The following is a 26,889-nucleotide window of genomic DNA, read 5'->3' on the forward strand; positions in this document are numbered from 1 at the left end:
GACAACTGCGCTTTTGCGGGTGGCACAGCGCGCCCGAAAGGCTTATGGGCGCGGCCATGCGTATTGCCATAGCTTCCGATCACGCGGCCATCGAGATGAAAGCCGCCCTGCGCGAATGGCTGATCGAGGAAGGCCACGAGGTCGCCGACCTCGGCCCGGACAGCCACGACAGCGTCGACTATCCCGACTTCGGCTACAAGCTGGCCGCCGTCGTCGCCGAGGGCACGGCGGAGCGGGGCATCGCCCTGTGCGGTTCGGGGATCGGCATCTCGATCGCGGCCAACCGCAACCCCGGCGCGCGCTGCGCGCTCGTGTCGGAACCGCTTTCGGCCGGTCTCGCGCGCGAACACAACGATGCGAACATGATCGCCCTCGGTGCGCGGCTGATCGGAATCGAACAGGCCAAGGCCTGCGTTTCCGCCTTCATCGGCACCGATTTCGGCGGCGGGCGCCACCAGCGCCGCGTCGACAAACTCTCGAACCCCAGCTGCTGAGACCCCTGATGACCGCGACCGCTACCCAAGCCGACAGCACGAACCGTTTCTGGCACGACAGCCTGGCCGACGCCGATCCCGAGATCGCCGGCGCGATCCGCGACGAGCTGAAGCGGCAACGCAACAAGATCGAACTGATCGCGAGCGAGAACATCGCCAGCCGCGCCGTGCTCGAAGCGACCGGCAGCGTCTTCACCAACAAGTATGCCGAAGGCTATCCGGGCAAACGCTATTACGGCGGGTGCGAATATGCCGACGTGGTCGAAACGCTGGCGATCGAACGGGCGAAGGAACTGTTCGGCTGCGAGTTCGCGAACGTCCAGCCGAATTCCGGCAGCCAGATGAACCAGGCCGTGTTCCTGGCCCTGCTGGAGCCGGGCGATACCTTCATGGGCCTCGATCTCAATTCGGGCGGGCACCTGACCCACGGATCGCCCGTCAACATGAGCGGCAAGTGGTTCAATGTCGTGCCCTATGGCGTGCGCAAGGACGACGAACTGCTCGACATGGAACAGGTCGAACGGCTCGCGCACGAACACAAGCCGAAGCTCATCATCGCCGGCGGCACGGCCTATTCGCGCCAGTGGGACTTCGCGAAGTTTCGCGAGATCGCCGATGCGGTCGGCGCCTGGCTGCTGGTGGACATGTCGCATTTCTCGGGCCTTGTTGCCGGCGGCGCGCACCCTTCCCCCTTCCCCCACGCCCATGTCGTGACCACGACCACGCACAAGAGCCTGCGCGGCCCGCGCTCGGGCGTGATCCTGACCAACGACGAAGGAATCGCGAAGAAGGTCAACAGCGCGGTCTTCCCGGGCATGCAGGGCGGGCCGCTGATGCATGTCGTCGCGGCCAAGGCCGTCGCCTTCCGCGAGGCCCTGCGTCCCGAGTTCAGGGCCTATGCCGACAACGTGGTCGAAAACGCCCGCGCGCTTGCCGCCAGCCTGGAAGAAAACGGCCTGCGGATCGTTTCGGGCGGGACGGACAACCACCTGATGCTGGTCGATCTCACGGCCAAGGACGTGACCGGCAAGGCAGCCGAGAAAGGGCTCGATCGCGCCTGGCTGACCTGCAACAAGAACGGCATCCCGTTCGATACCCGCAGCCCCTTCGTCACCAGCGGCGTGCGCCTCGGCTCGCCCGCGGGCACGACGCGCGGCTTCGGCCCGGCGGAGTTCCGCAAGGTCGGCGAACTGATTGCCGAAGTCGTGGACGGCCTGGCCAAAAACGGCCCGGAAGGCGATGCCCAGATCGAGGAACGCGTTCGCGGCCGCGTGAACGAGCTGTGCGAAGCCTTCCCCGTCTATCCGGGAATGTGATGCGCAATGCGATGCCCCTTCTGCGCGCATGACGACAGCCAGGTAAAGGACAGCCGCCCGGCGGAAGACGGCTCGGCCATCCGCCGCCGGCGCCAGTGCACCAGCTGCGGCGCACGCTTCACCACGTTCGAGCGCGTGCAGCTGCGCGAAGTGACGATCGTCAAGAGCGGGGAACGCCGCGAGACGTTCGATCGGTCGAAGCTCGAACACTCGGTCGCCCTCGCCTGCCGCAAGCGCGGGATCGAGCAGGAACGGATCGACCAGCTCGTCTCCGGCATCCAGCGCCAGGTGGAAACCGCCGGCGAAAGCGAAGTGCCGTCGAGCCGGATCGGCGAACTGGTGATGGAGGGCCTGCGCCAGATCGACAGCGTCGCCTATATCCGCTTCGCCAGCGTCTATCGCGATTTCAGCGAGGCCCGCGATTTCGAGGAATTCGCCAGCACGGTCCACGAGGCCGGGGCGCAGGGCACGGGCGGCGCCTGACGTGACAGCAGCGCCCGGACCGCACGGCGAAGGCGCCCCCAAGGGTGGCGACGGCGGCACCGGCCGGCCGGTGATCGTGCTCGTTCGCCCGCAACTGGGCGAGAACATCGGCAAGGCAGCGCGCGCCATGCTCAATTTCGGGCTGACGGAAATGCGCCTGGTCGCTCCGCGCGACGGCTGGCCCAACCCGGCCGCCGGCCCCGCGGCGGCGGGTGCGGACGTGGTCCTCGAACGGGCCAGCGTCCACGAGACGCTGGCCGACGCGGTGGCCGATTGCGCCCATGTCTATGCCACGACGGTGCGCAAGCGCGGCGTGACCAAGCCGGTCGTCACGCCCGAGCGGGCCGCGGCCGAGATGGCGTCGGCCACAGGGCGTTCGGCGATCGTCTTCGGCCCCGAACGCTCGGGCCTGGAAACCGACGATGTCGCGCTCGCCCGCGCGATCCTGACCGTGCCGATCAACCCGGCCTTCGGCTCGCTCAACCTCGCGCAGGCCGTCATCCTCTGCGCCTACGAATGGTCGAAGACGCAAGGCGACGCCAGCGAGCTGGTGCAGCCGACCGAGGAAGAGGAACTGCCGCCCGCCCCCCAGGCCGAGCTGGAAGGGATGATCGCGCAGCTGGAGGGAATGCTCGGCCCGCGTGGCTATTTCCTGCCCGAGACGCGGGCCGCGGCGACGCGGCGGACATTGCGCTCGATGCTGACCAAGCCGGGGTGGAACCACCTCGAGGTGCGCACGATGCGCGGCGTGCTGTCGAGCCTGGCGAAACCGCCGCGGGACTAGGCCTTCAGGCGGTCCCACTCGTCCAGTTCGTAGGCGATCGACGTCTCGACCAGCCGGTCCCAGATCGCGGCGATCGCATCGGCCGGCAACCCGCGTGCCGCGGCATCCTCGCGCGCGGCGGCGATGACCGCGGCCTTGCGCCCCTCGTCGCGCACGGCGTCGCGCGATGTCTTTATCCGGGCAGCCGCGCGCATATATCCGAAGCGCCGGTCGAGCAGCGCCATCAGCTCGCGATCGGTGGCATCGACGCCCGCGCGCACGTCGCCCATGTCGCGGCAGGCCTCGGGCAATGGGTAGGTCTCGGTCATGGAGGTGCCCCTGCCTTCCCGCACCGCGCTTGTCGAGCCGATAACCGCTCCGCCCCCGCTCCGGGGCGGCCTGGCCCCGGTGCGCGGCGAAGAACGATGGAACGTCCCCTTGACCGGGCCGCCGATCCTGCTAATGGGCCGCCTTCGCGAATTGGCCCCGCACCCCGGTGAAGCGGCGGCCGCGCCGGAAGGTTTCTTCCGGCGGTGCGATGCCGGGTTCAATGGTCGGTCCCGCCCCGATGGTCGGTGCGGGAGGCGATCCAGCAGATCGAAGGACACGACTTATGTCGAAGCGCAAGAGCGCCAAGTACAAACTCGACCGCCGGATGGGCGAAAACATCTGGGGTCGTCCCAATTCCCCGGTCAACAAGCGTTCCTACGGCCCCGGCCAGCACGGCCAGCGCCGCAAGGGCAAGATGAGCGACTTCGGCCTGCAGCTGCGCGCCAAGCAGAAGCTGAAGGGCTACTACGGCGACGTGACCGAGAAGCAGTTCAAGGCCACGTACCAGCAGGCATCGCGGATGAAGGGCGATACCAGCCAGAACCTGATCGGCCTGCTCGAACAGCGGCTCGACATGGTGGTCTACCGGGCCAAGTTCGCGCCGACGATCTTCGCCGCGCGCCAGCTCGTCAGCCACGGCCACATCCGCGTCAACGGCGTGAAGTGCAACATCGCCAGCCGTCGCATCAACGTGGGCGACGTCGTCAGCCTGGGCGACAAGGCCAAGGAAATGGCGCTGGTCATCGAGGCGCAGAGCCTGCCGGAGCGTGACATTCCCGATTACGTCGCGCCCGACGGCACCGACAAGGTCACGTTCACGCGCGTCCCGACGCTCGACGAAGTGCCCTACCCGGTGACGATGGAACCGAACCTGGTGGTCGAGTTCTACTCGCGCTGATCCGGCCGCGAGGCACGAAAGAGACAGGAGGGCGGCCCCGCGGGGCCGCCCTTTTTCGTTGCGCCGTGTCCGCCCCGCGGCGGCGAAGAGGCCGGCGCCGGCGGCGCTAGCGCTCGAGCGAGGCGGCCAGGAAGGCGTCGATCTCGCGCAGCATCCGCTGGCGCGCCGAACTGGCCACCAGCGAGTGGGCGAGATCGTCGAACTCGATATAGGTCACCGTCTTGCCCGCGTCCTCCAGCCGGTCCGCCATTCGCCGCGACTGGCGCACGCCGACGTTCTGGTCCAGCGTTCCGTGGAACAGCAGGACGGGCGCGGCGAACCGCTCTGCATTCAGCGCCGGGCTGCCCGCCCGGACGTGCGGACCGTTGCCGATGAAGGCATCGACGATGCCGTAGTTGGTGAATGCGCGCGATTCCTCGCGCAGCTGGTCGAGATCGGTCACGGGCGCGATCGCGACAACGGCCTTGTAGAGGGCCGGGTCGAGCACTTGCGACTGCAGCGCCGCGTACCCGCCGTAGGACCAGCCCGCGATCGCCAGCCGGTCCGGGTCGGCGATCCCTTCCGCAACGAGCCAGCGCCCGGCGTCGTTCACGTCGCCCACCGCGGTTTCCCAGGCCTGGAAGCCGTTGCGCCCGAACCAGGCCGAACCATACCCGGCCGATCCGCGGAAATTGGGCTGCAGCACGGCATAGCCGCGCGCGGCGAGGAACTGCACGATCCAGTCGAAGCCCCACTCGTCGCGCGCGCCCGGCCCGCCGTGCGGCAGGACCACAGCCGGGAGATCGCGCCCATCTTCCGCCCCGACCGGCATCGTCAGGTAACCGGGGATCATCGTCCCGTCTGCCGCCGGGAAACGGACGTGCGACATCGTCGCCATTGTCCGCCCGTCGAGCTGTTCGCGCAGGGGAAGAATGGGATTGAGCTGGCCGGTGGCACGGTCGAGCAGGTAGGACATGCCCGGATCGACATCGCTCGATGCGACGATCATCAGCTTGCTCTCGTCGGCGTTCGCATCGATGATATCGATCAGCGGCTCGCCCGGGAGGGCGGCCGACAGGCTCCTGGCCAGCGCGGCAAGCTCGGGATCGAAATAGACCACTTCGCGCTTCTCGGTCGCGTAGCTGGCCCCGACGACGCGGTTCCTGCGCCCGATGGTGATCAGCTGGTCGACATCGACATCGCTGCGCCCCAGCACTTTCTCGCGCCGCCCCGAACCGTCGAGCGCGACGGTGAACACCGCATCGTATCCGTCGACCTCGCCAAAGCCGTAGACGACATCCTTCGCCGTATCGACCGCGACGGGGTAGAATTCGGCGAAGAAGTCGTCGCCGTCCGTCGGGGGATCGAGCCGTTCCCAGCTGTCGGAATCGCGCGTGCGGTAATAGTAGCTGGCGTTTTCCGCCATGCGCCCGAGCGAATCGAGCGGCCGCCTGACCTTGATCCGCACGCGGCCGTTCTCGTCCGCGATGTAGCGGGCCGCCCCGTCGTCGGGCCGCTCGACCCGCCGCCGCGACTGGGTATGGATATCGACTTCCTCGACCCCCAGGCCCCCGTCGCGGTTGGCCAGCCGGGTATCGGCCCCCGATTCCTCCACCCACTGGCGGGTCATCAGGATCTTGTCCTCGCTCCCCTCCACGTCGAGGGCCAGGATCGTGCCGCCGTCCTGCCTCGGCCCGAGCGCGCGCCAACTGTTCGAGCGCGAGAGCAGGTCGACATCGCTGCCGTCGGCGCCGATCGCGATCATCCGCGTGAAGCCGACCAGCGCCTCGGTCCGCTCGGCAATGCCGTAGAACCGGCAGACCAGCCGGTCGTCGGTCGCCCAGTCGCAGCGGTGCAGGTCCAGCTTCGGTTCGCTGTTGCTGGCGATCGCGCGCGGCATCGGGTCGCCTTCGAGGTCCACGACGTAGAGGATTTCGCCGCTGTCCCGATGGGGTGCGATATAGGCGATCTTGGTGCCGGAGGGGCTGAGGCTGAGATACTCGACCGATTGCCGGGCCCCGAACAGCCGCGCGGCCTCCTCCCCCGATTCGGCCCCCGTCCCCGTTTCAGCCCACGCCGGTGCCGCTATCGCCATCGCTGCCGCAGCCGCGGCCATCGCACCTCGAATTCTCACACCTGTTCCCCCGGTCGACCCCGTTCGTCGGGCGACAGGTTGCAAACCCGCCCTTCGCTTTGCAAGCGAAACCCGTCAGCGCAGGTAATCGCCGCGGAACCGGGCCGCGAAGTCGGCGAAAGCGCCCTCGGCAATGGCCTGTCGCATCGCGGCCATCAGCTGCTGGTAGAAGGCAAGGTTGTGCTCGGTCGTCAGCATGGCGCCGAGGATTTCCCCCGCCTTGTGCAGGTGGTGGAGATAGGCGCGCGAATAGTGCCCGCACACGGCGCAGCTGCACCGCGGATCGAGCGGGGCCTCGTCCTCCGCATGGCGGGCGTTGCGCAAGTTCACCGGGCCGTTCCAGGTAAAGGCCTGGCCGTTGCGGCCGGAACGGGTCGGCAAGACGCAGTCGAACATGTCGATCCCGCGTTCGACCGCGCCGACGAGGTCGTCGGGCTTGCCCACCCCCATCAGGTAGCGCGGGCGGTCCTCGGGCAGCATCCCCGGCGCGAAGTCGAGCGTGGCGAACATCGCCTCCTGCCCTTCGCCCACGGCGAGGCCGCCGACGGCGTAACCGTCGAAGCCGATCTCGGTCAGCTTCTCGGCCGATACGCGGCGCAGATCCTCGTCCAGCGCGCCCTGCTGGATGCCGAACAGGGCCGCCCCCGCGGCGTGGTCGCCCCCGCGATCGAAGGCCTCGCGGCTGCGCCGCGCCCAGCGCATCGACAGTTCCATCGAGGCCGCGATCTCGTCGCGCGGCCGGTCGGCGCGCGGACACTCGTCGAAGGCCATGACGATGTCCGAACCCAGCAGGCGCTGGATTTCCATCGACCTTTCGGGCGAGAGCATGTGCCGCGCGCCGTCGATGTGGCTGCGGAACTCGACCCCGTCCTCGCTCAGCTTGCGCAGGGCGGCAAGGCTCATGACCTGATAGCCGCCGCTGTCGGTCAGGATCGGGCGCTGCCAGTTCATGAACCGGTGCAGCCCGCCCAGCCGCGCAACCCGCTCCGCGCCCGGGCGCAGCATCAGATGGTAGGTATTGCCGAGCAGGATGTCGGCCCCCGTCGCGCGCACGGTTTCCGGCTTCATCGCCTTGACCGTGGCGGCGGTGCCGACCGGCATGAAGGCGGGCGTGCGAATCTCCCCCCGCCGCATGGCGATACGGCCCGTGCGGGCCTTGCCGTCGACCGCGTCGACGCGAAAGGCGAACCGGGGCGCGTCCATCAGAAGTCGTAGACGAGGGTGAGCCGCGTCACGGTATCGGTCGAGACTTTCCCCGCCGGCGGCTTGCTGTCGTAATCGACCGCATAGCTGACCCGCGACCGCAGCCGGTCGCTGACTTTCGCGTCGAGGCCGGTGACGAGGTTCAGCGTCGTGCGGGTGGAATCGACGATCACCGTCGCCGTGCCGCCCGTTTCGGCAACCATGTTGGCATCCTGCGTCAGCGCGAGCCGATCGGCGATCTGCCAGTCGAAATCGAAACCGAACAGGGCGGCCAGGCGGGTCTCGTTCTCGCCTTCCTCGAAATCGGTCAGGCGCAGCGCGGGGCCGGCCTTGACCGACAGCTTCAGGTCGTCGCGGTCGGCCACCTGGTAACCGACGCCGCCCGACACGGCATAGCGCCCGGTGAAGCCCTGGAGCGCGTTCCGCTCGTACTGGGCGAGGCCGTAGAAGAACAGCTCGTCCTTGATCTGGTAACGCGGTTCGTAAGCGAACAGGAACTGCTCGCGGCTCGTCACCCCGTTGGACCGCTGGTAGTCGGCATTGGCACGCAGCGCGTGGCTCCAGTCCTGGCCCTGCCGCTTGAGCTTGAGGCCGGCGGACAGGCCGACGTTGTCGCTATTGCCGCTCGACTGGAAGCCGCCGAGCTGCCCCTCCCCGCTCCAGAGATCGAACAGACCGGCTTCCTGGATCTTGCGCGCTTTCTCCTCGCGCGCGAGGCGGGCGGCCTCGGCCTGGCGGGTCTTCCAGCCTTTCTCGATCGCGTCGATCTCTGCCTTGCCGTCGGGATGCGTCTTGCGCGCCAGCGATAGGACGGTGCGGACCTGGCCCGCGTCGCCGGTTTCGAGGGCCGCGTCGATCATCGCGCGCACGCCCCCGGGCAGTTTGCCCTCGGATTGCTCGCCTTCGGCCAGCTCGCTTCCGGACACGTCGCTATCGGCCGCGGGCGTCGCGGGTTCGGACGGGCCGGCCCGGGCCGCCGAAGGCGCGGCCACGGCCAGGGCGGCTGCAAGGGCCGCAATCGGTGCGAGCGACGGCGTGGACATCGGCCGAATTGCGTAGCGCGTCATGTCCGCAGGCGCCACCCCGTGCGGAAAATCGTGGCGATGATCGCGATGCAGAGCGCCAGGAAGCCCAGCGTCAGGCCCAGCGAGATACCGATCGACACGTCGGAATCGCCGTAGAAGGTCCAGCGCAGCCCGCTGACGAAATAGACGATCGGATTGGCCAGCGCGATCTTGTCCCACGGCGCCGGCAGCATGTCGATCGAGTAGAACGTCCCGCCGAGGAACGTCAGCGGCGTGAGGATCAGCAGGGGCACCATCTGCAGCTTCTCGAACCCTTCCGCCCAGACGCCGAGGATGAACCCGAGGAGCGAGAACGACGCGGCCACGAGCATGATGTAGATCAGCGCGAGGAACGGATGCGCGATCGTGTAATCGACGAAGACCATGGCCGTGAGCAGGATGATCGCGGCCAGGATCAGGCTCTTGGTCGCGGCCGCCCCGACGAAGCCGAGCAGGGTCTCGACCACGCCGACCGGGGCGGAGAGCAGTTCGTAGATCGCGCCGGTGAAGCGGGGCATGTAGATCCCGAAACTGGCGTTGCTGGTGCTTTCGGACAGCAGCGTCAGCATCAGCAGCCCGGGGACGATGAAGGCCCCGTAGTCGAGCCCGCCGACTTCCGAGATGCGCCCGCCGATCGCCGCGCCGAAGACGATGAAATAGAGGCTCGTCGTCAGCACCGGCGAGACGATCGAGCCGAAGACGGTGCGGCGGAAACGCGCCAGCTCGTTGCGATAGATCGCATATGTCGAACGCCAGTTGATCATGCCGCCAGCCCCTGCCGTTCGACCAGGTCGACGAAGATGTCTTCCAGGCTCGATTCCTTCTGTTCCAGCGCGGTGAAGGCGATCCCCGCCTGGACCAGCGCGGTGGCGACCGCCGCCACTTCGGCCTTGCCCTTGCCCGTCCCGTCGCCGCCGCGATAGCTCAGCACCGCGCCGTCTTCCGCCAGGGTCACCGGATAGGCGCGCAGGCTCTCGGGCAGGCTGGAAACCGGGGCGGCGAGAACGAAGTGCGCCTCGGTCCGGCCGAGCCGCTTCATCATCGCCTCCTTCTCGTCCACCAGCAGCAGACGCCCCTTGTCGATCACGCCCACGCGGTCGGCCATTTCCTCGGCCTCCTCGATGTAATGGGTGGTCAGGATCACCGTCACGCCCTGGTCGCGCAGGCTGTCGATCTGGCGCCACATGTCGCGGCGAAGTTCCACGTCCACGCCGGCGGTCGGCTCGTCGAGGAACAGCAGTTCGGGATCGTGAGCGAGCGCCTTGGCGATCAGCACGCGGCGCTTCATCCCGCCCGAAAGCTTGCGGATTTCCTCGTCGCGCTTGTCCCACAGGCTCAGCGAGCGCAGGACCTCCTCGATCCGGGCGCGGTCGGGCGCGCGGCCGAACAGCCCGCGCGAATAGCCGACCTGCCGTTCGACCGTGTCGAACATGTCGAACCCCAGTTCCTGCGGCACCAGGCCGATCCGCTGGCGCGCGGTGCGCCAGTTGTTCACCAGGTCGCCGCCGAAGGCGTGGATCGACCCGGCGCTGATGCGGACCATGCCGCACACGGCCCCGATCAGCGTGGTCTTGCCGGCGCCGTTGGGGCCGAGCAGCGCGAAGATCTCCCCCCGGCGGATCGAGAGATCGACCGAGTCGAGCGCCTTCAGCCCGCCGGGATAGACCTTCGTCAGGCCGCGAATATCCAGGATCGGATCGTGAATCGGTTCCATGGCGCGGGACAATCGCGCGCCGCCTGCCGCTTGCCAAGTGTTAAAAGGCCGCCACCCAGTTGCCGTGGAAACCGGGCGGAATCACGTGCGGAACGTGGATTCGCGCGACGTCTTCCAGCGTCATGGAATCGAGAATGGCGAGGTCCGTCACGCACTTGGCGCGATCGATCACGAAGCCCATGACCCAACCTTCGCCCTCCGCGGCATCGGGCGCGCCGGGCACGAATACGAATTCGCCGGGCACTGCATCGGCGCCGAAAGACCGCTCCACCGTCTCCCCCGTGCGCAGGTCGTGGCGATAGAGCGGCGCGCTGGCGAAGTATTCGGGGCTGGCATCGTCGGGCAGGCCCACGGTCCAGACATGGCGACAGGGGCGCGTGAAATGGCGTTCGTCGCAGCGGGGAAACTCCTGCGGCGCGGCGCTCAACGTCTCGCGCGCGACTTTCCCGCCGGCCGGATCGACCGTCCACCGCTCGAGCCCCAGGTTGCGGCCGAAGGGGCCGGGCATCGCCCCGTCGAACATCGTCTCGTAAGCGCAGCAGTCGACCACCACCCGCCCTTCGGCATCCTCGAAGCTGTTGGCGACATGGAAGACATAGGCAGGATCGACATCGTGCCAGGTCACCTCTGCGGCGTCTCCGTCGCGCGGCAGCAGGCCGACGCGCGCGCGGTGGGCCGGGTTCCAGCGATAGGGAAACCGATGCCCGGCGATCAGCGCCTTCATCGACAGCGTGACCGGCAGGTCGAAGATCACGACCCACGACGCGGTAAGCGCGCAATCGTGGATCGAGGGGCCGTGTTCGACCGCGATCGGCACTTCGCGCATGACCTTGCCCGCCGGGTCGAGCGCGACATGGGTCACGCGGTCGGGCCGCGCGGCATCGTAACAGATCGCGTGGTATTCGCCCGTCGCCGGGTCGCGGTGCGGGTGGGCGGTGAAAGAGCCCGCCAAGCCGCCGCCGAAATCGCTGTAACCCAGCGTTTCGAGGTCGTCCGAAAGCTCGGCCGGGTAGGACCCCGCCTCGACCAGCGCGAGAATGCCGGTGCCGAAGGGGATGACATTGGTGTTGACCGTGTCGTTCATCCCGCGGCGCGGGCCGGGCGCGGCCGGCAGGCCCGAAACTTCTTCCAGCGCGCGCGAGCGGACGTAGCGGTTGCGATACCACCGCGCCCGGCCCTGCGCGATCCGCACGCCGTGGACCATGCCGTCGCCGACGAACCAGTGGTGGCCGCGCGGGTCGGCATGTTCCGGGTTAGGCCCGATCCGCAGGTATCGCCCGTCGAGCGCGGCCGGGATCGTCCCCGTGACCGGCAGGTCTTCCAGCGTCAGCTCCTCCTGCATCGGTGCGTGGAGCCCCTGCGTGAAGGGATTGTCCTGCTCCAGGCCGGAACGGTTGAACGCGGCAATCTTGCCGATCCCTGCCGTTACCGCGCCGCGAATGGTCTTTTCCAGAACGCTTGCCATGCCGGACTCCTGCCGCTAGCCGATGTAAACAATGTCAACATAGCGCAGGTGTAAACAGTGTCAACATCGCCCTCGCCCTATCACCACGGCGCCTTGCGCGAGGCCCTGATCGAGGCGGGGCTGCGCGCGCTCGAGGCGAACCACGCGGAGGACGCGGGCGGCACGGTCTCGCTGCGCGAACTGGCCCGCGAGGTCGGGGTCTCGGCAGCGGCGGTCTATCGCCACTTCCCCAACAAGGGCGCCCTGCTCGCCGCACTGGGCGAGGCGGGACTGGCCCGGCTGGGCGCCGCGCAGGCGGAGGCGATGGCCGCGACCGAGGACGAGCGCGCGGGCTTTGCCGCGACCGGGCGCGCCTACGTCCGCTTCGCGCTGGCCAACCCGGCGCTCTTCCGCCTGGTCTTCACCCACGGCGAACCCGGCGCGGACCGGGCCGGGAAATCCGATCCCGCCTCTGACCTGCTGAAGCGCAGCACGGCGGCGCTGGCGGGCGACGGACCGGCGGCAGAGCGGCTCGCGCTGCAGGCGTGGTCGATCGTCCACGGGCTCGCCATGCTCATGCTCGACGGCAGACTGCCGGCCGACGATGCCCTGATCGATCGGGTGATCGACCCCGGCACGCTCTTCCCCGCGCCGGGCGACCGCCCCTGATCACTCGGCCGGGCGGCTGGCCCAGGGCCGGAAGCTGACGGTCGCCGACTGTTGCTGCGGACGCTCGCCGGGCAGGCGGACGTATTGGCGCAGGCCCGCGATCGGCTCGCCCGCGTCCCCCTCCCAGTTGACGACCTGGAGATCGTCGAGCCGGAACGGCCGTGCCTCGCCATCGCGCGCCTTCGCGACGAAGCGGATGTTGAAGCGCGTCGGCTCGGCCGCCGGGGCCGGAATGTCGAAGGCGAAACGCTCCCAGCCCGGGCCCGCCGGGGTGAAGCTCCCGGCGGTCTGCCAGGAGGAAAAGCGCTTCTCGCCCGCCAGGCGGAAGCGGTATTGCAGCGTAAGCGCCGTGCCCTCGCCCGCGATCGCGCCGCCGACCGTCAGCGGCCCGCGATCGAGATCGCGCAGCGCGATCCGCTGGTGCATCGTCACCGCGTCGCCCCGCGGCGTCACGCGCAGGGCATGGTCGCCCGCGAAGGCCCGGCGGTCGAGCGTGCCCGTCCCGCCTTCGAAGGTCCACGTGCGGTCGTGCGCGCCGAAGCCCTCGTGGCTTTCGAAATCGCCGCGCCACAGCAGCCCGCGCCCGAAAACGAGCGGGCGCCCCGCCTCATCGCGCGCCGCGGCCGGCGCCCCCTGCACCAGCGCCCCGGCAGGGATCGCGGCCATGGCGGCGCCGGCCACAGGGGCAAGGGCCAGCGCGTGCGGCTCGGTCTCGGGCGCGACGGACGCGGGGGACGCGGGACCGGCGATGATGCCGTGGCCCGCCATGTCGGCGATCCGCACGCCGCGCGGGCCCGACAGCGCGCGCAGTCGGCGCAGAACGGCATCGCGCATCCCGGCGACCGCGGGCACCGGGCGATAGTCGCGCACGTCGATCGGCACGATTTCCGCCCGGGCGAAGCGGCTTTCGTCCATCCACACCTTCAGCAACATGCTCGCCTGGGTTTCGTGGATGTACTGGTCGAACAGGAAATTGCCGAGCGAATAGGCGACCAGCTGCCCCTGGTGGATCTCGAAGCCCTGGAGGACGTGCGGATGGTGGCCGATCACCAGGTCCGCCCCGGCATCGATCGCGGCGAGCATCCGCCGCCGGCTCTCGGCCGTCGGTTCGGGCGAGTACTCGCGGCTGCCGTGGTACTGGACGACCACCGCCCGCCCGGCGGCCGTTTCGCGGCCCACGGTCTCCACGATCGTGGCATCGTCGCCCAGCGCCGCCCCGCCCTTGCCCGCCTCGGCGACCTGGTTCGGCTCGACCCGTCCCTCCCAGCCGACGAAGCTGAGGAACGACCATGCCTCGCCCTGCAGGCTGGTGCGCCAGGGGGCGATCGCCGCGGCGCGATCGGCGCCGGCCCCCGAATGGCCGAGCCCGGCGGCCTTCACCGCCGCCATCGTATCGGCCAGCCCTTGGTCGAGATAGTCGTAGACGTGGTTGTTGCCCTGCGCGGCATAGTCAACCCCGGCCCAGGCGAGCGCATGGGCCAGCTCGGGATGGGCATAGAAGACGTAGGACTTGGGCGCGGCGCTCGTCAGCTCGCGCGCGGAAAGGGTGATCTCGAGGTTGACGCTCGCCAGGTCGGCGGCGCGCAGCGTGGGCGCCATCGTCGCCAGCAGGGCGCGCATGTCCGCCTGCCGCGTGGCGTCATGGACCAGCCGGCGCTCCCCCTCCAGCGGGGTCTCGTAACGGCGCCCGCCCATGACATCGCCGCCGAAGACGAACAGCTGCCGCCCGGCGCGCCGCTCGACCAGCTCCACCGGCGGCACGCGCAGCAGGCCCGCTTCGTCCACCAGCTCGTGACGGGCGAAGGCATGGTGCGCCGGATAGTGGCCGGGGGCGGAAACGCGCAGCGTGTAGAGCGTCGCCTCGCCCGCCTCGAGGCGGTACCGCCCCTCCGCGTCGCTGGCCACGCTCTGGCCGTTGAGAGTGATCGTCGCCGCCGCGATCGGCGCGCCGCTGTCCGCCGAAAGAACGGTGCCCCGGGCGGCGACGGGCGGTGTGGCGGGCGCCGCGGCAGCGGGGCCTTGCCCATCGCGCAGGGCCGGCTCGGCGGCGGCCGGCATTCCCGCCACGGCCAGCGCCAGGATCGCGCAAAATGCCCGGATTCGCATCGCCTGCCCCCCTTTTCGGTGCCCTTGTCCCGGCCCCTGCGCCGCCCCCCGCGACCGTGTGCCCCGCTCAGGGCAAGAGGAGGCTGCTATCACCATAGGAGTAGAAACGGTATTTCCGCTCTATCGCATGGGCATAGACGGCCTGCATCCGCTCGCGCCCCATCAGCGCGCTGACGAGCATGAACAGGGTCGATCGGGGCAGGTGGAAATTGGTCATCAGCCCGTCGATCGCGCGGAAGGCATACCCGGGGGTGATGAAGATCGCGGTATCCCCCTCGAACGGGCGGATCGTGCCGTCGGCATCGGCCGCGCTCTCGAGCAGGCGCAGGCTGGTCGTGCCGACCGCGATCACCCGCCGCCCGTCGCGCCGCGCGGCATTGAGACGCTCGGCCGTCGCCGCCTCGATCCGGCCCCACTCGCTGTGCATCCGGTGTTCGCGCGTGTCCTCCACCTTCACCGGCAGGAACGTCCCCGCCCCGACGTGGAGCGTCAGCGTCTCGGACACGACGCCGCGCGCGTCGAGCGCGGCGACCAGCTCCGGGGTGAAATGGAGCGCGGCGGTCGGCGCGGCGACCGCACCGTCGCGCGCGGCGAACATCGTCTGGTAATCGCGCGCGTCGCGCGCGTCCGCCGGGCGCTTGCCCGCGATATAGGGCGGCAGCGGCATTCGCCCCGCCCGTTCGAGCAGGACCTCGACCGGCTCGTCCCCTTCGAACGCGAAAGTCACGCTGCCGTCGTCGCCGCGCGCCTCGACGATCGCGGTCACGCCGCCGCCGAATTCCACCCGGTCGCCCTCGCGGCACCGCCGGGCATTGCGCACGAAGGCCTGCCAGCGCCGCAGGTCGATCCGCTTGTGCAGGGTCGCGCCGATCCGCGCCTCGCCCCGCCGCCCTTCCAGCTGGGCGGGGATGACGCGCGTGTCGTTGAAGACGAGCACGTCGCCCGGGCGCAGCACCGCGGGCAGGTCGCGCACGGTCCGGTCATCGAAGGGGCGATCGCCATCGACCACCAGCATGCGCGCCGAATCGCGCGGCGTGGCAGGGCGCAGCGCGATCAGGTCCTGCGGCAGGTCGAAGTCGAACAGATCGATACGCATGCGGCATTGGGTCCCGGTCTTCGGGCCTTGCCGGGCCGGCGGGGGGCGCAGCGGCAAGCCGCCAGCCTGCCCGACGCCCCGCCCTTCTGGCAGGCCCGCGGCGGCCTGGCTACTGGTTTCCGCCGGGGGCGTTCAGCATGTCCGCGGTGATCGTGTCCTGCGCCGGCGCGGCCGGGGCGGGCGCGGGCACCGGCTTGTTGTCGGCGGCGATCGATGCCTGGAGGATGCGGGTCGGGTTGGCCGGCGGTTCGCCCCGCGCGATACGGTCCACCGCCGCCATGTTGGCGATGACCCGCCCGAAATTGGTGTAGCGCTTGTCGAGCGTGAAGCGGGGGTAGAAGACGATGAAGAACTGGCTGTTCGCGCTGTTCTCTTCCTGCGCGCGGGCCATGGCGACCGTGCCGCGCACGTGGGGCATCGGGTTGAACTCCGCGTCGAGGTCGGGAAGGTCGGACCCGCCCTGCCCGGTCCCGGTGGGATCGCCGGTCTGGGCCATGAAGCCGTCGATCACCCGGTGGAAGATGACCCCGTCGTAGAACCCCCGGCGCGCGAGCGTCTTGATGCGTTCGACGTGGTTGGGTGCCCAGCTCGGCATCAGGCGGATCGCCACGCGTTCGCCGGTGGAAAGGTCGAGCAGCAGGATGTTCTCGCGGTCTTCCTGCACGTCGTAGTTGATCGGCTGGTACACCGGTGCCGGCCGGTCCTGCGCGGCCGCGTCGCCCCCGGCACCGGCTTCGACGGCCGGGCTATCCTGGGCGGAGACATGGGCGGGTGCTGCGACCATCGACAGCAGGGCCGCGGCGGCAATCAGGCATCTGGACATGGAATTCCCGTCGTCGAATTGGCAATAATGCAAGAAATCGAATTCAGCCGCCAGCGTCTAGCGGCGGGGGACTGTCGGTTCAATGAATGATGCGCCCCCTGCCCGCGTCAGTAATCGCCGCGGCGGCCGACTTTCTCGACCCGGGCGACGACCTCGTCCCTCACTTCGGCGCTGACGAAAGGCGAGATGTCGCCGCCGAAGACGGCGATTTCCTTGACCAGCTTCGACGCGATCGGCTGGAGCGAGACGTCGGCCATCAGGAAGACCGTTTCGATCCGGTCGTCGAGCTGCTGGTTCATCCCGGCCATCTGGTATTCGTACTCGAAATCGGCGACGGCGCGCAGGCCGCGCACGATCACGCTGGCCCCCTGCTTGCGCGCGAACTTCATCAGCAGGGCGTTGAAGCCGACCACATCGACATTGTCGAGGCCGAGCGCGGCGACTTCGCGCCGGACCATCGCCATGCGTTCTTCCGGCGTGAACATCGGGTTCTTGGAAGGATTGGTGGTTACGCCGATGATCAGCCGGTCCACCAGCTTGCTGCCGCGCCGGATGATATCGGCATGGCCCAGCGTGATCGGGTCGAACGTGCCCGGATAGACGCCGATACGTTCACCATTTCCGCTGGCGCCGTTCTGGTTGGCACTCACCTGTCTCTCTCCACGATAAACCGCGCCAGCGCGCGCAACATGTCGGCTTCCGCGCCATAGGGCGCCAGGTGGCCGACGGCCTGTTCGACCAGGGCGCGGGCCTGGTGGCGCGCCTTCTCGATGCCCATCAGGGTCACGAATGTCTGCTTGCCCTGCTCCGCGTCCTTGCGCAGCGCCTTGCCCGCCTTGCTCTCGTCCCCCTCGTGGTCGAGCAGGTCGTCGGCGATCTGGAAGGCGAGGCCGATGTCGCGGGCATAGTTGCGCAGCGCCGCGCGCCCTTCGCCCGGCACGCGGCCCAGCACCGCCCCCATCTCGACCGCCGCCGACAGCAGCGCGCCGGTCTTCAATTGCTGGAGGCGGGTGATCGCGTGAAGATCGTATTCCTGCGTGGCGGCGGCCATGTCCATCATCTGGCCGCCGGCCATGCCGCCCATCCCGCTGGCGGCAGCGAGCGTGGCGACAAGTTCGGCGCGGACGAAGGGATCGCTGGCGGTCTCCGGCATCGAGAGGATCTCGAACGCGAAGGCATGGAGCGAATCGCCCGCGAGCACCGCCGTCGCCTCGTCGAAGCGGCGGTGCACGGTCGCCTTGCCGTGCCGCAGGTCGTCATCGTCCATGCACGGCAGGTCGTCGTGGATCAGCGAATAGACGTGGATCGCCTCGACCGCGCAGCCGCAGCGGACCGCGGCCTCGCGCGAGACGCCGTACATCCCCGCGGTCGCGCAGAGCAGCAGCGGGCGCACCCGCTTGCCGCCGCCGATCGCGGCGTAGCGCATTGCCTCGACCAGGCGCGCCCGGGTGTCGCCGGGCACCGGCATCAGCTCGTCGAACGTCCGGTCCACCTCGCGCTGGATGCGGGCGAGGCCCTCCGCCAGCAACTGGCCCCGGTCGCCGACCAGTTGCATCTCAGTTCGCCGCGTCGAAAGGTGCGGTTCCGCGTACTTCGCCGTCGGCGCCCTGGACGATCTTCTCGATCCGCGCCTGCGCCGCGTCCAGCCGGGCCTGGCAATGCTGCCGCAGGCGTTCGCCGCGCTCGTAAAGCGCGATCGATTCGTCCAGCGCGGCCTCGCCCCCTTCCAGCTTGCGGACGATATCCTCCAGCGCTTTCAGCGCGTCTTCGAAGGTCATGCTGGCAATGTCGGGCGTGTCGTTGCTCATGGCGATAGAGCATTGACGCTCGCCCGGTGCTTGGTCAAGCTGACTGCGAACAGGGGGGACGGCGATGACGGGGATCGAGGCCGCGCAGCCGGCCGGCAGCCGGGGTTTCTCACGCGCGCCCGGCGCACGGCGGCCAGGCCGGCACGGGCCGGGCCCATGCGGGGCCGGCACGCGCCCGGCCGGGGCGCAGTAAGTGTTCATCGGCCACTGGTCCGCCGCCTTCCTCGCCGGGGCCGCGAGCCGGCGGGCGCCGAAACTGGGGGTGCTGTTCGTCGCCGCGCAGCTGGTGGACTGGGGCTTCTTCGCCCTCGCCGCGTTCGGGGTCGAGAAACTGCGGATAACGCCGGGCGCGACGGCGATGAACCCGCTGGACCTCTATCACATGCCCTATACCCACAGCCTGGCCGGCACGGCCGCCTGGGCGCTCGCCTTCGTCGCCGTGCTGCTGGCCTGGCGGCGCGACCTGCCGGCGGCGCTTGTCGGCGGGGCGGTGGTCCTCTCGCACTGGTTCCTCGACCTGCTGGTGCACCGGCCCGACCTGACGCTGGCGGGCGGGGAGCGCAAACTGGGCCTGGGCCTGTGGGACCGGCCCGAAATCGCCATTCCGCTGGAGCTGGCGCTGACGCTGGGGGCTTTCGCGTTCTACCTGCGGCGCACACGGGGCCCTGCCGGACCGCCGCTGGTCCTGCTGGCCGTGCTGCTGGCGATGCAGCTGGTCAACTGGACCGGCCCGCAGCCCGAATCGGCCGGGCCGGGCCTCTACCTCCTCGCGCTGGCCTCCTTCGCCCTCGCGACATGGATCGCCTGGTGGGTCGGCGACACGCGCTGGCACCGGCGCGAGATCGGCCTTGGCGTCGCGACCGCCCGGCGCTGAACGGCGCCGGCCGGGGCGCATGGATCGTTGCCCTTCGCGGCATTGAAACGTAAGGGCGCGCGCATGGCTAGCCCCGAGTCCCGCACCGAGTCCGCGATCACCCCCGAAGTCGTCGAGCAGCACGGCCTCAGCCCCGAGGAATACGAACGCGTCCTCCACGCGCTCGGGCGCGAACCGAACCTGGTCGAACTCGGCATCTTCTCGGTCATGTGGTCGGAGCATTGCTCCTACAAGTCCTCCCGCATCCACCTCAAGAAGCTGCCGACCGAGGCGCCCTGGGTCATCTGCGGCCCGGGCGAAAACGCGGGCGTGATCGACATCGGTGACGGGCAGGCGGCGATCTTCAAGATGGAGAGCCACAACCACCCGAGCTATATCGAGCCCTACCAGGGCGCGGCCACCGGCGTCGGCGGTATCCTGCGCGACGTGTTCACGATGGGCGCGCGCCCGGTCGCGAACCTCAACGCGCTGCGCTTCGGCCGGCCCGATCATCCCAAGATGAAGCACCTCGTCCAGGGCGTGGTCGCGGGGATCGGCGGCTACGGCAACTGCGTGGGCGTGCCGACGGTGGCGGGGGAGACGAACTTCCATCCGGCCTACGACGGGAATATCCTGGTCAACGCGATGACCGTGGGCGTCGCCGATGCCGACAAGATCTTCTATTCCGCGGCCACCGGCGTCGGGAACCCGATCGTCTACGTCGGTTCCAAGACCGGGCGCGACGGGATCCACGGGGCGACGATGGCCAGCGCGGATTTCGGCGAGGATGCGGAGGAAAAGCGCCCCACCGTCCAGGTCGGCGACCCTTTCACCGAGAAGCTGCTGATCGAGGCCTGCCTCGAGCTCATGGCGACCGACGCGATCGTCGCGATCCAGGACATGGGCGCCGCCGGGCTCACCTCGTCCAGCGTCGAGATGGCCACCAACGGCAAGGCCGGCATCCGGCTGGACATGAACAAGGTCCCCTGCCGCGAAGAGGGGATGACACCTTACGAGATGATGCTGAGCGAAAGCCAGGAGCGGATGCTCATGGTGCTGAAGCCCGGCAAGGAAGCCATGGCGGAAGAGATCTTCCGCAAGTGGGAACTGGATTTCGCGGTCATTGGCGAAGTGACCGACACCCGGCACATGGTGCTGGAGTTCGAGGGCGAGGTCGTGTGCGACATCCCGCTCGGCCCGCTCGCCGCCGACGCGCCGCTCTACGACAGGCCGGCGATGAGCCGCGAGGATTACCGGGCCTGGGCCAAAGTCGAGCCGCTCGAGACCGCGCCCGGCAGCACCGATCTGGGCGCGGACCTGCTGAAGCTGGTCGCCAGCCCCGACCTCGCCTCGCGCCGCTGGATCGCGGAGCAGTACGACAGCCAGGTCGGCGCCGACACGCTGCAGACCGGCGGCGATGCCGGCGTGGTGCGGGTCCACGGCACGCGCAAGGCGCTGGCGATGACGACCGACTGCACCCCGCGATACTGCCATGCCGATCCCTACGAAGGCGGGAAGCAGGCGATCGCGGAGGCCTATCGCAATCTCTGCGCGGTCGGCGCGCGCCCGCTCGCGGTGACCAACTGCCTCAACTTCGCCAATCCCCAACGGCCCGAGATCATGGCCCAGTTCACCGGCTGCCTCGATGGCATGGGCGATGCCTGCCGCGCGCTCGACTTCCCGATCGTGAGCGGCAACGTCAGCCTCTATAACGAGAGCAAGGCGACCGGCGGCGGCAGCGCGATCCTGCCCACGCCCGCGATCGGCGGGGTCGGCCTGCTGGAAGATTACGGCGCGATGGCCCGGATCGGCTTCGCTGCCGAAGGCGACGCGATCCTGCTCGTCGGCGAGGAGGCGCGCCACCTCGGCCAGTCGCTCTGGCTGCGCGTGGTCCACGGCAGCGAGGCGGGCGAGGCCCCGCCGGTCGACCTCGCGCAGGAGCGCGCACGGGGCGAGTTCGTCCGCCGCCTGATCGGCGCGGGGCTGGCCACCGCGGTCCACGACGTGTCCGACGGCGGGCTGCTGGTCGCGCTGGCCGAAATGGCGCTGGCGGGCAATATCGGCTGCTCGCTCGACGCGCTGGGCGGCCCCGCGGCCGCTTTCGGCGAGGACCAGGGCCGCTACGTCGTCACGACCGGCCAGCCCGACCGGGTGGAGGCCGCGGGCATCCCGGTCCGGCGGATCGGCACGGTCGGCGGCGACAGCGTGGCCGGCGTGCCGCTGACCGACTTGCGCGCCGCGCACGAAAGCTTCTTTCGCGAATGGATGGAAGCCTGATCGGCGGCCCCGCCTCCCCCCGCCGCGCGCGGATCGCCTGCGGGGAGGAGCGCCGGTGACCGAACGCCCCTACCCCGCGCCGCCCGCGCTAAGCGACGACGAGCGGATCGCCCGGGCCCGCGCGGCCTGCGAACGGCTTGCCGGCCGCCGCACCTGTCGCGCCTTCACCGACAGGCCGGTGCCGCGCGAAGTGATCGAACACGCGATCGCCGCCGCCGGCACCGCGCCTTCGGGCGCGAACCATCAGCCGTGGCATTTCGCCGCCGTCTCCTCCGCCGAAGCGAAGCGCGCCATCCGCCTCGCCGCGGAGGAAGAGGAACGCGCCTTCTATGCCGAGCGTGCGAGCGAGGAATGGCTGGCCGCCCTCGCCCCGCTGGGGACCGATCACGACAAGCCGTTCCTGGAGATCGCGCCCTGGCTGATCGTCTGCTTCGCGCAGCGCAAGGGCGGGATCGAGGAAGACGGCGCGGCCTCGAACTACTACGTGACCGAAAGCGTGGGCCTGGCCTGTGGATTGCTGCTCGCGACCCTGCACGAAGCGGGCCTGGCGACGCTGACGCACACGCCCTCCCCGATGGGCTTCCTGCGCGAGATCTGCGGCCGCCCGGCGCATGAAAAGCCGCTGATGATCGTCGTCGCCGGCCACCCCGCGCCCGACGCCACCGTGCCAGACCACGCGCTGCGCAAGAAGCCGCTCGACACGATCGCCAGCTGGCTCTGACCCGGCCCGCGGCCGGCCGGAATGTCAGGCGGTGGCGGGCTGCGAGGCCGGCGTCCGCTCGCTGGCCAGCAGGTCGTAGGGGTCGATCCCCTCGCTGCGCCAGACCTCGTGACAGCGGTGGTACCAGGTCGGCTCGGCGATCCGCAGCCGTCGGCGCGCCTCGCCCAGGTCCATCGCGAGGAGATCGCGGATCGCCATCGCGACGATCGGGGGGCAGCCCTTGCCGATCCGGTGCGCCTGGCGCACCGCGCGGAAGACCGGGGCCCGGCTCTTGACCTGCTTGCGGATGTTCAGCGCCCCGGCATAGCCGAGCAGGAGATGCCCGTGGCTCGGGCTCTGCCCGTGGGTGAACAGCAGCACGCACTGTTCGCCCAGCGCGTCGCGGCCATAGCCGGTCAGGACATGCATCAGGTCGTGCGTGTCGCGCTGGCGGAATGCGAACCATTCGATCAGGTCGCCGTATTTCGGCCGCCCCATCTTCTCCGATTCGGCCACCAGGCCCGCCGCGCTCAACCCCTCGCGGCGCATGAAATCGACATAGGCATGGGCCACGCTGCCCTCGGGCAGTTTCAGCAGCGCCTCGTGATCGTCGAGGATCGGGGGCAGGAAAGGCTCGCTGGCGCGCAGGGCCTCCCCTTCCGCGCTCAGCGTCAGCGCGCGGGCGCGCGGGATGAACGTGCGCGAAGGCAGCGCCTCGTAGATGTGAAACACCTGCTCGGTGTCTTCCTTGTCCTTGATCAGCTCGCGGAAATGGTGGAGCGCCTTGCGGACATTGCGCCGCGGCTGCGGCCGGGCGGGATTGCGGAAGGGCGTGCCGTCGGCGGCACAGGCGGCCGCCCCGGCGTCTGGCAGGGCCTGCGGACTGGTCATGACAGGGCATCCTTTACTGACACGCCTGTCAATATAGCAGGTCGGTTGCAGATTGAAAGGGACCCCGGGGGCGCCGCGCCGCCGGCCGGCGCGCGCCGATTCAGGCCACCCATTCTTCGCGCGGGATGCCGAACAGTTCGAGCACGGCGGTCAGGTCGCCGCGGTCGATCGTCCCGTCGGCGGCCGCGCGCGCGCGCGGCTTGGCGCGGAAGGCAATGCCCCAGGTCGCGGCGGCCAGCATCGGGATGTCGTTGGCTCCGTCGCCGGTGGCGAGGCTGGTCGCCTCCGGCCCGATACCCTCGGCCTCTTCGCGCAGCACGCGTTCCTTTACCGCGCTATCGGTGATCGCCCCGGCGAGCGCGCCGGTCAGCTTGCCCCCGGCGACCGCCAGCCGGTTGCCCACGACGCGGTCGAAGCCGAGCTGATCGGCCACCGGGTCGGCGAAATGGTGGAAACCGCCGGTCACCAGCACGGTGCGGCACCCGCGCGCCTTCAGCGTGGCGACCAGCGTGCGCGCGCCCTCCATCGGGCGGATGCGCTCGGCAAGGCAATCCGCGATGCTGTCTTCCCCCAGCCCCGCGAGCAGGCCGACGCGTTCGGCCAGCGCGCTGGCGAAATCGAGCTCGCCCTGCATCGCGCGCTCGGTAATCGCGGCCACCCGGTCGCGGAAACCGGCGAAGTCGGCCAGCTCGTCGATGCATTCCTGGCCGATCATGGTCGAATCCATGTCCGACACGAACAGGTCCGGCACCGCGATTTCCCGCCGCGAGACAAGCAGGTCGGCCGGGGCGAAATGCTCTTCCAGCAGCCCGCGCAGCGTCGCGGGATCGCCTTCGGGCAGGCTCAGCTGCAGCACGTCGCCGCAGAAATCGTGCATCTGCGCGAGCGCGACGCGCATCCCCTCCTTCTCCAGCGCGGCGGTCGCGCGGTCGAGGCGTGTTTCCAGCGTGGCCGGGTCTGCTATCAGCCGGGCGATGAGCACCGAGATTCCTCCGATTGCCGGCGACGGGCGGCCGCCGGTCGCGCTCATTGCAGGGCCCACCGCCAGCGGCAAGAGCGATCTGGCCGTGCGCCTGGCGCGGGCGGTGCTCGACAGCGGGCGCGAGGCCCGCGTGATCAATGCCGACAGCGCCCAGGTCTATCGCGACTTGCGCGTGCTCAGCGCCCGGCCGTCGGAGGCGGAGACCGCCGGCGTGCCGCACCGCCTGTTCGGCGCCTGGGACGGGGCCGATCCCTGTTCGGCGGCCGACTGGGCCGCGGCCGCGCGCCGGGAAATCGCCGCCGTCCATGCGCGCGGCGGCGTGCCCGTCCTCGTCGGGGGCACCGGACTTTACCTGCGGACCCTGCTCGACGGGATCGCGCCGGTGCCGCCGATCGATCCCGCGGTGCGCGAGGCGGTGCGCGCGCTGCCCGTGGCCGAGGCCCATGCCGAGCTGGCGCGCCTCGACCCCGCGCGCGCCGCCGCGCTCGCCCCCGCCGACACGACCCGCGTTGCCCGCGCGCTCGAGGTCGTCCGCTCCACCGGCAGGCCGCTTTCGCACTGGCAGGCGCGGCGCGAGGGCGGGATCGGGGCGCAGGTGGCGCTGCACCCGCTGATCCTCCTGCCCGATCGGGCCTGGCTCCACGAACGCTGCGACCGGCGCTTCGTGGCGATGATGGAAAACGGCGCGGTCGGGGAAGTCGAGGCCCTGCTCGCCCGCCGCCTCGATCCCGGCCTGCCGGTCATGCGCGCGATCGGCGTGACGCAGATCGCCCGCTGGCTGGCCGGCGAGACGTCGCGCGACGAGGCGATTGCCGCCGGCCAGCAGGCGACGCGCCAGTATGCGAAGCGCCAGTACACCTGGTTCCGCCGGCAGCCGCCGCAAGAATGGCACCGGATGGAGACATATTGCGATTCTCTAACCGATACATTCGCATCATTGTTTCACCGATAGCCCTTGACATATCATATTCTGTCCCATAGGCGATGAGGCAACGGATCGATACTGGCCCGGCGCGTCCCCCTCGCGCCGGGTCGATCTTTTTCCGGGGCGTCGATCCGCTGCCCGGACGAAGCGACACGAAGGACGAGGAAAGGGTCGAACAATGGCGGAGGAGCGCAGCGGCGCGTCCATCCTGATCGAATGCCTGGTCAGCCAGGGGGTCGAATTCGTCTTCGGCTACCCCGGCGGCGCCGTGCTGCCGATCTATGACGAGCTCTTTTCGGACGAGCGCATTCGCCACATCCTCGTGCGGCACGAAGCCGGCGCGGCCCACGCGGCGGAAGGCTATGCCCGCTCGACCGGCAGGCCGGGCGTCGTCCTCGTCACCTCCGGCCCCGGGGCGACCAATGCCGTCACCGGCATTGCCGACGCCTTCATGGATTCGATCCCGATGGTCGTCATCACCGGGCAGGTGCCGACCGCGCTGATCGGGACCGACGCGTTCCAGGAAGCCGACACCGTCGGCATCACGCGCCACTGCACGAAGCACAATTACCTGGTGAAGGACCCGGCGCAGCTGCGCGCCACGATCGAGGAAGCCTTCCGCATCGCGACCACCGGGCGGCCGGGCCCGGTCGTGGTGGACATTCCCAAGGACGTCCAGATCGCGCTGGCGAGCTGGTCGGGGCAGGACGACGTGGCCCTCCCCTCCACCCGCTATGCCCCGCAGACCGCCGGCGACGAGGCGGCGATCGCCCGCGCGGTGGACATGCTGGCCCGGGCGGAACGGCCCCTGTTCTATACCGGCGGCGGCGTCATCAACTCCGGCCCGCGGGCGAGCGAGCTGCTGCGCCGGCTGCAGGAACTCACCGGGGCGCCGGTCACCAGCACGCTGATGGGTCTCGGCGCCTTTCCCTGCGACCACCCGGACTGGCTGGGCATGGTCGGGATGCACGGCACCTACGAGGCGAACATGGCGATGAACCGGTGCGACCTGATGGTCTGCATCGGCGCCCGTTTCGACGACCGCGTGACCGGGCGGCTCGATGCGTTCTCGCCCGATTCGGAGAAGATCCACATCGACATCGATCGAAGCTCGATCAACAAGACGGTGCCGGTGGACCTCGCGATCCTGGGCGATTGCGCGCAAGTGCTGGAACAGATCGTCGGCGCCTGGGGCAACCGCGAGGCCCGCGACCTCGGCGAATGGAAGGCGCGCGTCGCCGGCTGGCGCGCGTGCGAATCGCTCGCCTATCCGCCCAACCCGGCGGCGATCATGCCGCAGAAGGCGATCGAGCGCCTCCACGCCCTGACCCGCAGGCAGAACCCGATCGTCTCGACCGAGGTGGGCCAGCACCAGATGTGGGCCGCGCAGTATTTCGGCTTCACCGGCCCCAACCGCTGGCTGACCAGCGGCGGCCTGGGCACGATGGGCTATGGCCTGCCGGCCGCGATCGGCGCGCAGCTGGGCAACCCGGAAGCGCTGGTGATCGACATCGCGGGCGAGGCGAGCATCCAGATGAACATCCAGGAACTGGGCACCGCCAGCCAGTATCGCCTGCCGGTCAAGGTCTTCATCCTCAACAACGAGTACATGGGCATGGTCCGCCAGTGGCAGGAGCTGACCTATGAAAGCCGATACTCCAATTCCTATTCCGACAGCCTGCCCGATTTCGTGAAACTCGCCGAAGCCTATGGCTGGAAGGGGATCCGGATCGAGGACGAGGCCGGGCTGGACGCGGGAATCGAGGCGATGATCGCGCACGACGGGCCGGTCATGGTCGATTGCCTGGTGTCCAAGGAAGCCAACTGCTTCCCGATGATCCCGAGCGGCGCGGCCCATACCGAGATGCTGCTCTATGGCGACATGGTCAGCGGGACGATGAACGATGAAGCCAAGGCACTGGTCTAGGGGGCAGGCG

General features: G+C 69.7%; 26 protein-coding genes. 11 read left to right on the forward strand and 15 right to left on the reverse strand.

Features of this window, described 5'->3' with window-relative positions:
* Window positions 1-56: 56 nt before the first annotated feature.
* The 4 genes from rpiB (at window position 57) to T8T98_RS07285 (ending at window position 3,077) form a co-directional block, all read left to right on the forward strand.
* A complete protein-coding gene (rpiB, locus tag T8T98_RS07270; protein ID WP_160732958.1) occupies window positions 57-494 on the forward strand; it encodes a ribose 5-phosphate isomerase B in 438 nt (145 codons plus the stop codon).
* A 5-nt stretch (window positions 495-499) separates the two neighbouring features.
* Window positions 500-1,810, forward strand: a complete 1,311-nt coding sequence (gene glyA, locus T8T98_RS07275; RefSeq protein ID WP_407675117.1) for a serine hydroxymethyltransferase — start codon at window positions 500-502, stop codon at window positions 1,808-1,810.
* Window positions 1,811-1,816: 6 nt separating this feature from the next.
* A complete protein-coding gene (gene nrdR, locus T8T98_RS07280; RefSeq protein WP_160732960.1) occupies window positions 1,817-2,293 on the forward strand; it encodes a transcriptional regulator NrdR in 477 nt (158 codons plus the stop codon).
* Between the two features lie 70 nt (window positions 2,294-2,363).
* Window positions 2,364-3,077: an RNA methyltransferase gene (locus tag T8T98_RS07285; RefSeq protein WP_407675118.1), complete on the forward strand. Its 714-nt coding sequence runs from the start codon at window positions 2,364-2,366 to the stop codon at window positions 3,075-3,077.
* Here the strand turns inward: T8T98_RS07285 and T8T98_RS07290 are convergent.
* Window positions 3,074-3,385 carry a chorismate mutase gene (locus T8T98_RS07290; protein WP_160732961.1) on the reverse strand — a complete coding sequence of 104 codons (312 nt, stop codon included), beginning with the start codon at window positions 3,383-3,385 and terminating at the stop codon, window positions 3,074-3,076. The two genes, T8T98_RS07285 and T8T98_RS07290, sit on opposite strands and share 4 nt — an antisense overlap.
* Before the next feature lie 284 nt (window positions 3,386-3,669).
* Between T8T98_RS07290 and rpsD the strand changes: the two genes are divergently transcribed.
* On the forward strand, window positions 3,670-4,284 hold the full coding sequence (rpsD, locus tag T8T98_RS07295) for a 30S ribosomal protein S4 (RefSeq protein ID WP_251105589.1): 615 nt from the start codon (window positions 3,670-3,672) through the stop codon (window positions 4,282-4,284).
* A gap of 106 nt (window positions 4,285-4,390) precedes the next feature.
* Here rpsD and T8T98_RS07300 read toward each other — a convergent pair whose 3' ends face one another.
* From T8T98_RS07300 to T8T98_RS07325, 6 genes are all read right to left on the reverse strand, one after another.
* Entirely contained in the window at window positions 4,391-6,358 is a 1,968-nt protein-coding gene (locus T8T98_RS07300; protein ID WP_322295882.1) for an alpha/beta hydrolase family protein, read from the reverse strand.
* A 114-nt stretch (window positions 6,359-6,472) separates the two neighbouring features.
* Window positions 6,473-7,600 carry a tRNA guanosine(34) transglycosylase Tgt gene (tgt, locus tag T8T98_RS07305; protein ID WP_251105588.1) on the reverse strand — a complete coding sequence of 376 codons (1,128 nt, stop codon included), beginning with the start codon at window positions 7,598-7,600 and terminating at the stop codon, window positions 6,473-6,475.
* Window positions 7,600-8,667 (reverse strand): DUF481 domain-containing protein, encoded by a 1,068-nt coding sequence (locus tag T8T98_RS07310; RefSeq protein WP_251105587.1) that lies wholly within the window; start codon window positions 8,665-8,667, stop codon window positions 7,600-7,602. Before T8T98_RS07310 ends, tgt begins: the two co-directional genes overlap by 1 nt.
* Window positions 8,664-9,428, reverse strand: coding sequence for an ABC transporter permease (locus T8T98_RS07315; RefSeq protein ID WP_251105586.1), 765 nt, complete (start codon window positions 9,426-9,428; stop codon window positions 8,664-8,666). The genes T8T98_RS07310 and T8T98_RS07315 overlap by 4 nt, the downstream gene beginning before the upstream one ends.
* Window positions 9,425-10,378 (reverse strand): ABC transporter ATP-binding protein, encoded by a 954-nt coding sequence (locus T8T98_RS07320; RefSeq protein WP_407675108.1) that lies wholly within the window; start codon window positions 10,376-10,378, stop codon window positions 9,425-9,427. The genes T8T98_RS07315 and T8T98_RS07320 overlap by 4 nt, the downstream gene beginning before the upstream one ends.
* 40 nt (window positions 10,379-10,418) lie before the next feature.
* Entirely contained in the window at window positions 10,419-11,843 is a 1,425-nt protein-coding gene (locus tag T8T98_RS07325) for an 8'-apo-carotenoid 13,14-cleaving dioxygenase (protein ID WP_251105585.1), read from the reverse strand.
* A gap of 57 nt (window positions 11,844-11,900) precedes the next feature.
* Here T8T98_RS07325 and T8T98_RS07330 point away from each other — a divergent pair, with 57 nt between their 5' ends.
* Entirely contained in the window at window positions 11,901-12,491 is a 591-nt protein-coding gene (locus tag T8T98_RS07330) for a TetR/AcrR family transcriptional regulator (protein WP_251105584.1), read from the forward strand.
* On the opposite strand, the gene T8T98_RS07335 is transcribed toward T8T98_RS07330, so the two are convergent.
* The 6 genes from T8T98_RS07335 to T8T98_RS07360 form a co-directional block, all read right to left on the reverse strand.
* Window positions 12,492-14,597: a CapA family protein gene (locus tag T8T98_RS07335; RefSeq protein WP_251105583.1), complete on the reverse strand. Its 2,106-nt coding sequence runs from the start codon at window positions 14,595-14,597 to the stop codon at window positions 12,492-12,494.
* A 67-nt stretch (window positions 14,598-14,664) separates the two neighbouring features.
* Window positions 14,665-15,693, reverse strand: coding sequence for a tRNA preQ1(34) S-adenosylmethionine ribosyltransferase-isomerase QueA (gene queA, locus T8T98_RS07340; RefSeq protein ID WP_251105582.1), 1,029 nt, complete (start codon window positions 15,691-15,693; stop codon window positions 14,665-14,667).
* 109 nt (window positions 15,694-15,802) lie between these two features.
* Window positions 15,803-16,516: a peptidylprolyl isomerase gene (locus T8T98_RS07345; RefSeq protein ID WP_251105581.1), complete on the reverse strand. Its 714-nt coding sequence runs from the start codon at window positions 16,514-16,516 to the stop codon at window positions 15,803-15,805.
* 107 nt (window positions 16,517-16,623) lie between these two features.
* Window positions 16,624-17,166: a pantetheine-phosphate adenylyltransferase gene (gene coaD / locus T8T98_RS07350; protein WP_251105580.1), complete on the reverse strand. Its 543-nt coding sequence runs from the start codon at window positions 17,164-17,166 to the stop codon at window positions 16,624-16,626.
* Window positions 17,163-18,071 carry a polyprenyl synthetase family protein gene (locus T8T98_RS07355; RefSeq protein ID WP_251105579.1) on the reverse strand — a complete coding sequence of 303 codons (909 nt, stop codon included), beginning with the start codon at window positions 18,069-18,071 and terminating at the stop codon, window positions 17,163-17,165. Before T8T98_RS07355 ends, coaD begins: the two co-directional genes overlap by 4 nt.
* Window position 18,072: 1 nt before the next feature.
* Entirely contained in the window at window positions 18,073-18,324 is a 252-nt protein-coding gene (locus T8T98_RS07360) for an exodeoxyribonuclease VII small subunit (protein WP_160732973.1), read from the reverse strand.
* 193 nt (window positions 18,325-18,517) lie between these two features.
* Between T8T98_RS07360 and T8T98_RS07365 the strand changes: the two genes are divergently transcribed.
* The 3 genes from T8T98_RS07365 to T8T98_RS07375 all read left to right on the forward strand — a co-directional run bounded on the left by T8T98_RS07365 (window position 18,518) and on the right by T8T98_RS07375 (window position 22,175).
* Complete coding sequence (locus T8T98_RS07365) at window positions 18,518-19,198, forward strand: hypothetical protein (protein ID WP_251105578.1); 681 nt, start codon at window positions 18,518-18,520, stop codon at window positions 19,196-19,198.
* A 63-nt stretch (window positions 19,199-19,261) separates the two neighbouring features.
* On the forward strand, window positions 19,262-21,454 hold the full coding sequence (gene purL, locus T8T98_RS07370) for a phosphoribosylformylglycinamidine synthase subunit PurL (protein WP_251105577.1): 2,193 nt from the start codon (window positions 19,262-19,264) through the stop codon (window positions 21,452-21,454).
* 55 nt (window positions 21,455-21,509) lie between these two features.
* Entirely contained in the window at window positions 21,510-22,175 is a 666-nt protein-coding gene (locus T8T98_RS07375; protein ID WP_251105576.1) for a nitroreductase family protein, read from the forward strand.
* Window positions 22,176-22,199: 24 nt separating this feature from the next.
* Here the strand turns inward: T8T98_RS07375 and T8T98_RS07380 are convergent, their stop codons facing one another.
* Entirely contained in the window at window positions 22,200-23,045 is an 846-nt protein-coding gene (locus T8T98_RS07380; protein ID WP_251105575.1) for a Coq4 family protein, read from the reverse strand.
* 100 nt (window positions 23,046-23,145) lie between these two features.
* Entirely contained in the window at window positions 23,146-24,027 is an 882-nt protein-coding gene (serB, locus tag T8T98_RS07385) for a phosphoserine phosphatase SerB (RefSeq protein ID WP_251105574.1), read from the reverse strand.
* Between serB and miaA the strand changes: the two genes are divergently transcribed.
* Both miaA and ilvB read left to right on the forward strand, forming a co-directional pair.
* Window positions 24,020-24,979: a tRNA (adenosine(37)-N6)-dimethylallyltransferase MiaA gene (gene miaA / locus T8T98_RS07390; protein ID WP_251105573.1), complete on the forward strand. Its 960-nt coding sequence runs from the start codon at window positions 24,020-24,022 to the stop codon at window positions 24,977-24,979. The two genes, serB and miaA, sit on opposite strands and share 8 nt — an antisense overlap.
* 151 nt (window positions 24,980-25,130) lie before the next feature.
* Window positions 25,131-26,879: a biosynthetic-type acetolactate synthase large subunit gene (gene ilvB / locus T8T98_RS07395; protein WP_251105572.1), complete on the forward strand. Its 1,749-nt coding sequence runs from the start codon at window positions 25,131-25,133 to the stop codon at window positions 26,877-26,879.
* The last annotated feature ends 10 nt before the right edge of the window (window positions 26,880-26,889 follow it).

Origin of the sequence: Pelagerythrobacter marinus (assembly GCF_034375205.1) — a bacterium.
Lineage (GTDB): Bacteria > Pseudomonadota > Alphaproteobacteria > Sphingomonadales > Sphingomonadaceae > Pelagerythrobacter > Pelagerythrobacter marinus.

Excerpts from the sequence above, each read along its gene's own strand:
- T8T98_RS07290 (WP_160732961.1), bottom strand. The coding sequence starts at position 3,385 with ATGACCGAGACCTACCCATTGCCCGAGGCCTGCCGCGACATGGGCGAC.
- ilvB (WP_251105572.1), top strand. The coding sequence starts at position 25,131 with ATGGCGGAGGAGCGCAGCGGCGCGTCCATCCTGATCGAATGCCTGGTC.
- nrdR (WP_160732960.1), top strand. The coding sequence starts at position 1,817 with ATGCGATGCCCCTTCTGCGCGCATGACGACAGCCAGGTAAAGGACAGC.
- miaA (WP_251105573.1), top strand. The coding sequence starts at position 24,020 with ATGAGCACCGAGATTCCTCCGATTGCCGGCGACGGGCGGCCGCCGGTC.
- T8T98_RS07325 (WP_251105585.1), bottom strand. The coding sequence starts at position 11,843 with ATGGCAAGCGTTCTGGAAAAGACCATTCGCGGCGCGGTAACGGCAGGG.
- purL (WP_251105577.1), top strand. The coding sequence starts at position 19,262 with ATGGCTAGCCCCGAGTCCCGCACCGAGTCCGCGATCACCCCCGAAGTC.
- rpiB (WP_160732958.1), top strand. The coding sequence starts at position 57 with ATGCGTATTGCCATAGCTTCCGATCACGCGGCCATCGAGATGAAAGCC.
- T8T98_RS07315 (WP_251105586.1), bottom strand. The coding sequence starts at position 9,428 with ATGATCAACTGGCGTTCGACATATGCGATCTATCGCAACGAGCTGGCG.
- T8T98_RS07310 (WP_251105587.1), bottom strand. The coding sequence starts at position 8,667 with ATGACGCGCTACGCAATTCGGCCGATGTCCACGCCGTCGCTCGCACCG.
- tgt (WP_251105588.1), bottom strand. The coding sequence starts at position 7,600 with ATGGACGCGCCCCGGTTCGCCTTTCGCGTCGACGCGGTCGACGGCAAG.
- T8T98_RS07300 (WP_322295882.1), bottom strand. The coding sequence starts at position 6,358 with ATGGCGATAGCGGCACCGGCGTGGGCTGAAACGGGGACGGGGGCCGAA.
- T8T98_RS07320 (WP_407675108.1), bottom strand. The coding sequence starts at position 10,378 with ATGGAACCGATTCACGATCCGATCCTGGATATTCGCGGCCTGACGAAG.
- T8T98_RS07360 (WP_160732973.1), bottom strand. The coding sequence starts at position 18,324 with ATGAGCAACGACACGCCCGACATTGCCAGCATGACCTTCGAAGACGCG.
- T8T98_RS07335 (WP_251105583.1), bottom strand. The coding sequence starts at position 14,597 with ATGCGAATCCGGGCATTTTGCGCGATCCTGGCGCTGGCCGTGGCGGGA.
- T8T98_RS07345 (WP_251105581.1), bottom strand. The coding sequence starts at position 16,516 with ATGTCCAGATGCCTGATTGCCGCCGCGGCCCTGCTGTCGATGGTCGCA.
- queA (WP_251105582.1), bottom strand. The coding sequence starts at position 15,693 with ATGCGTATCGATCTGTTCGACTTCGACCTGCCGCAGGACCTGATCGCG.
- T8T98_RS07380 (WP_251105575.1), bottom strand. The coding sequence starts at position 23,045 with ATGACCAGTCCGCAGGCCCTGCCAGACGCCGGGGCGGCCGCCTGTGCC.
- rpsD (WP_251105589.1), top strand. The coding sequence starts at position 3,670 with ATGTCGAAGCGCAAGAGCGCCAAGTACAAACTCGACCGCCGGATGGGC.
- T8T98_RS07355 (WP_251105579.1), bottom strand. The coding sequence starts at position 18,071 with ATGCAACTGGTCGGCGACCGGGGCCAGTTGCTGGCGGAGGGCCTCGCC.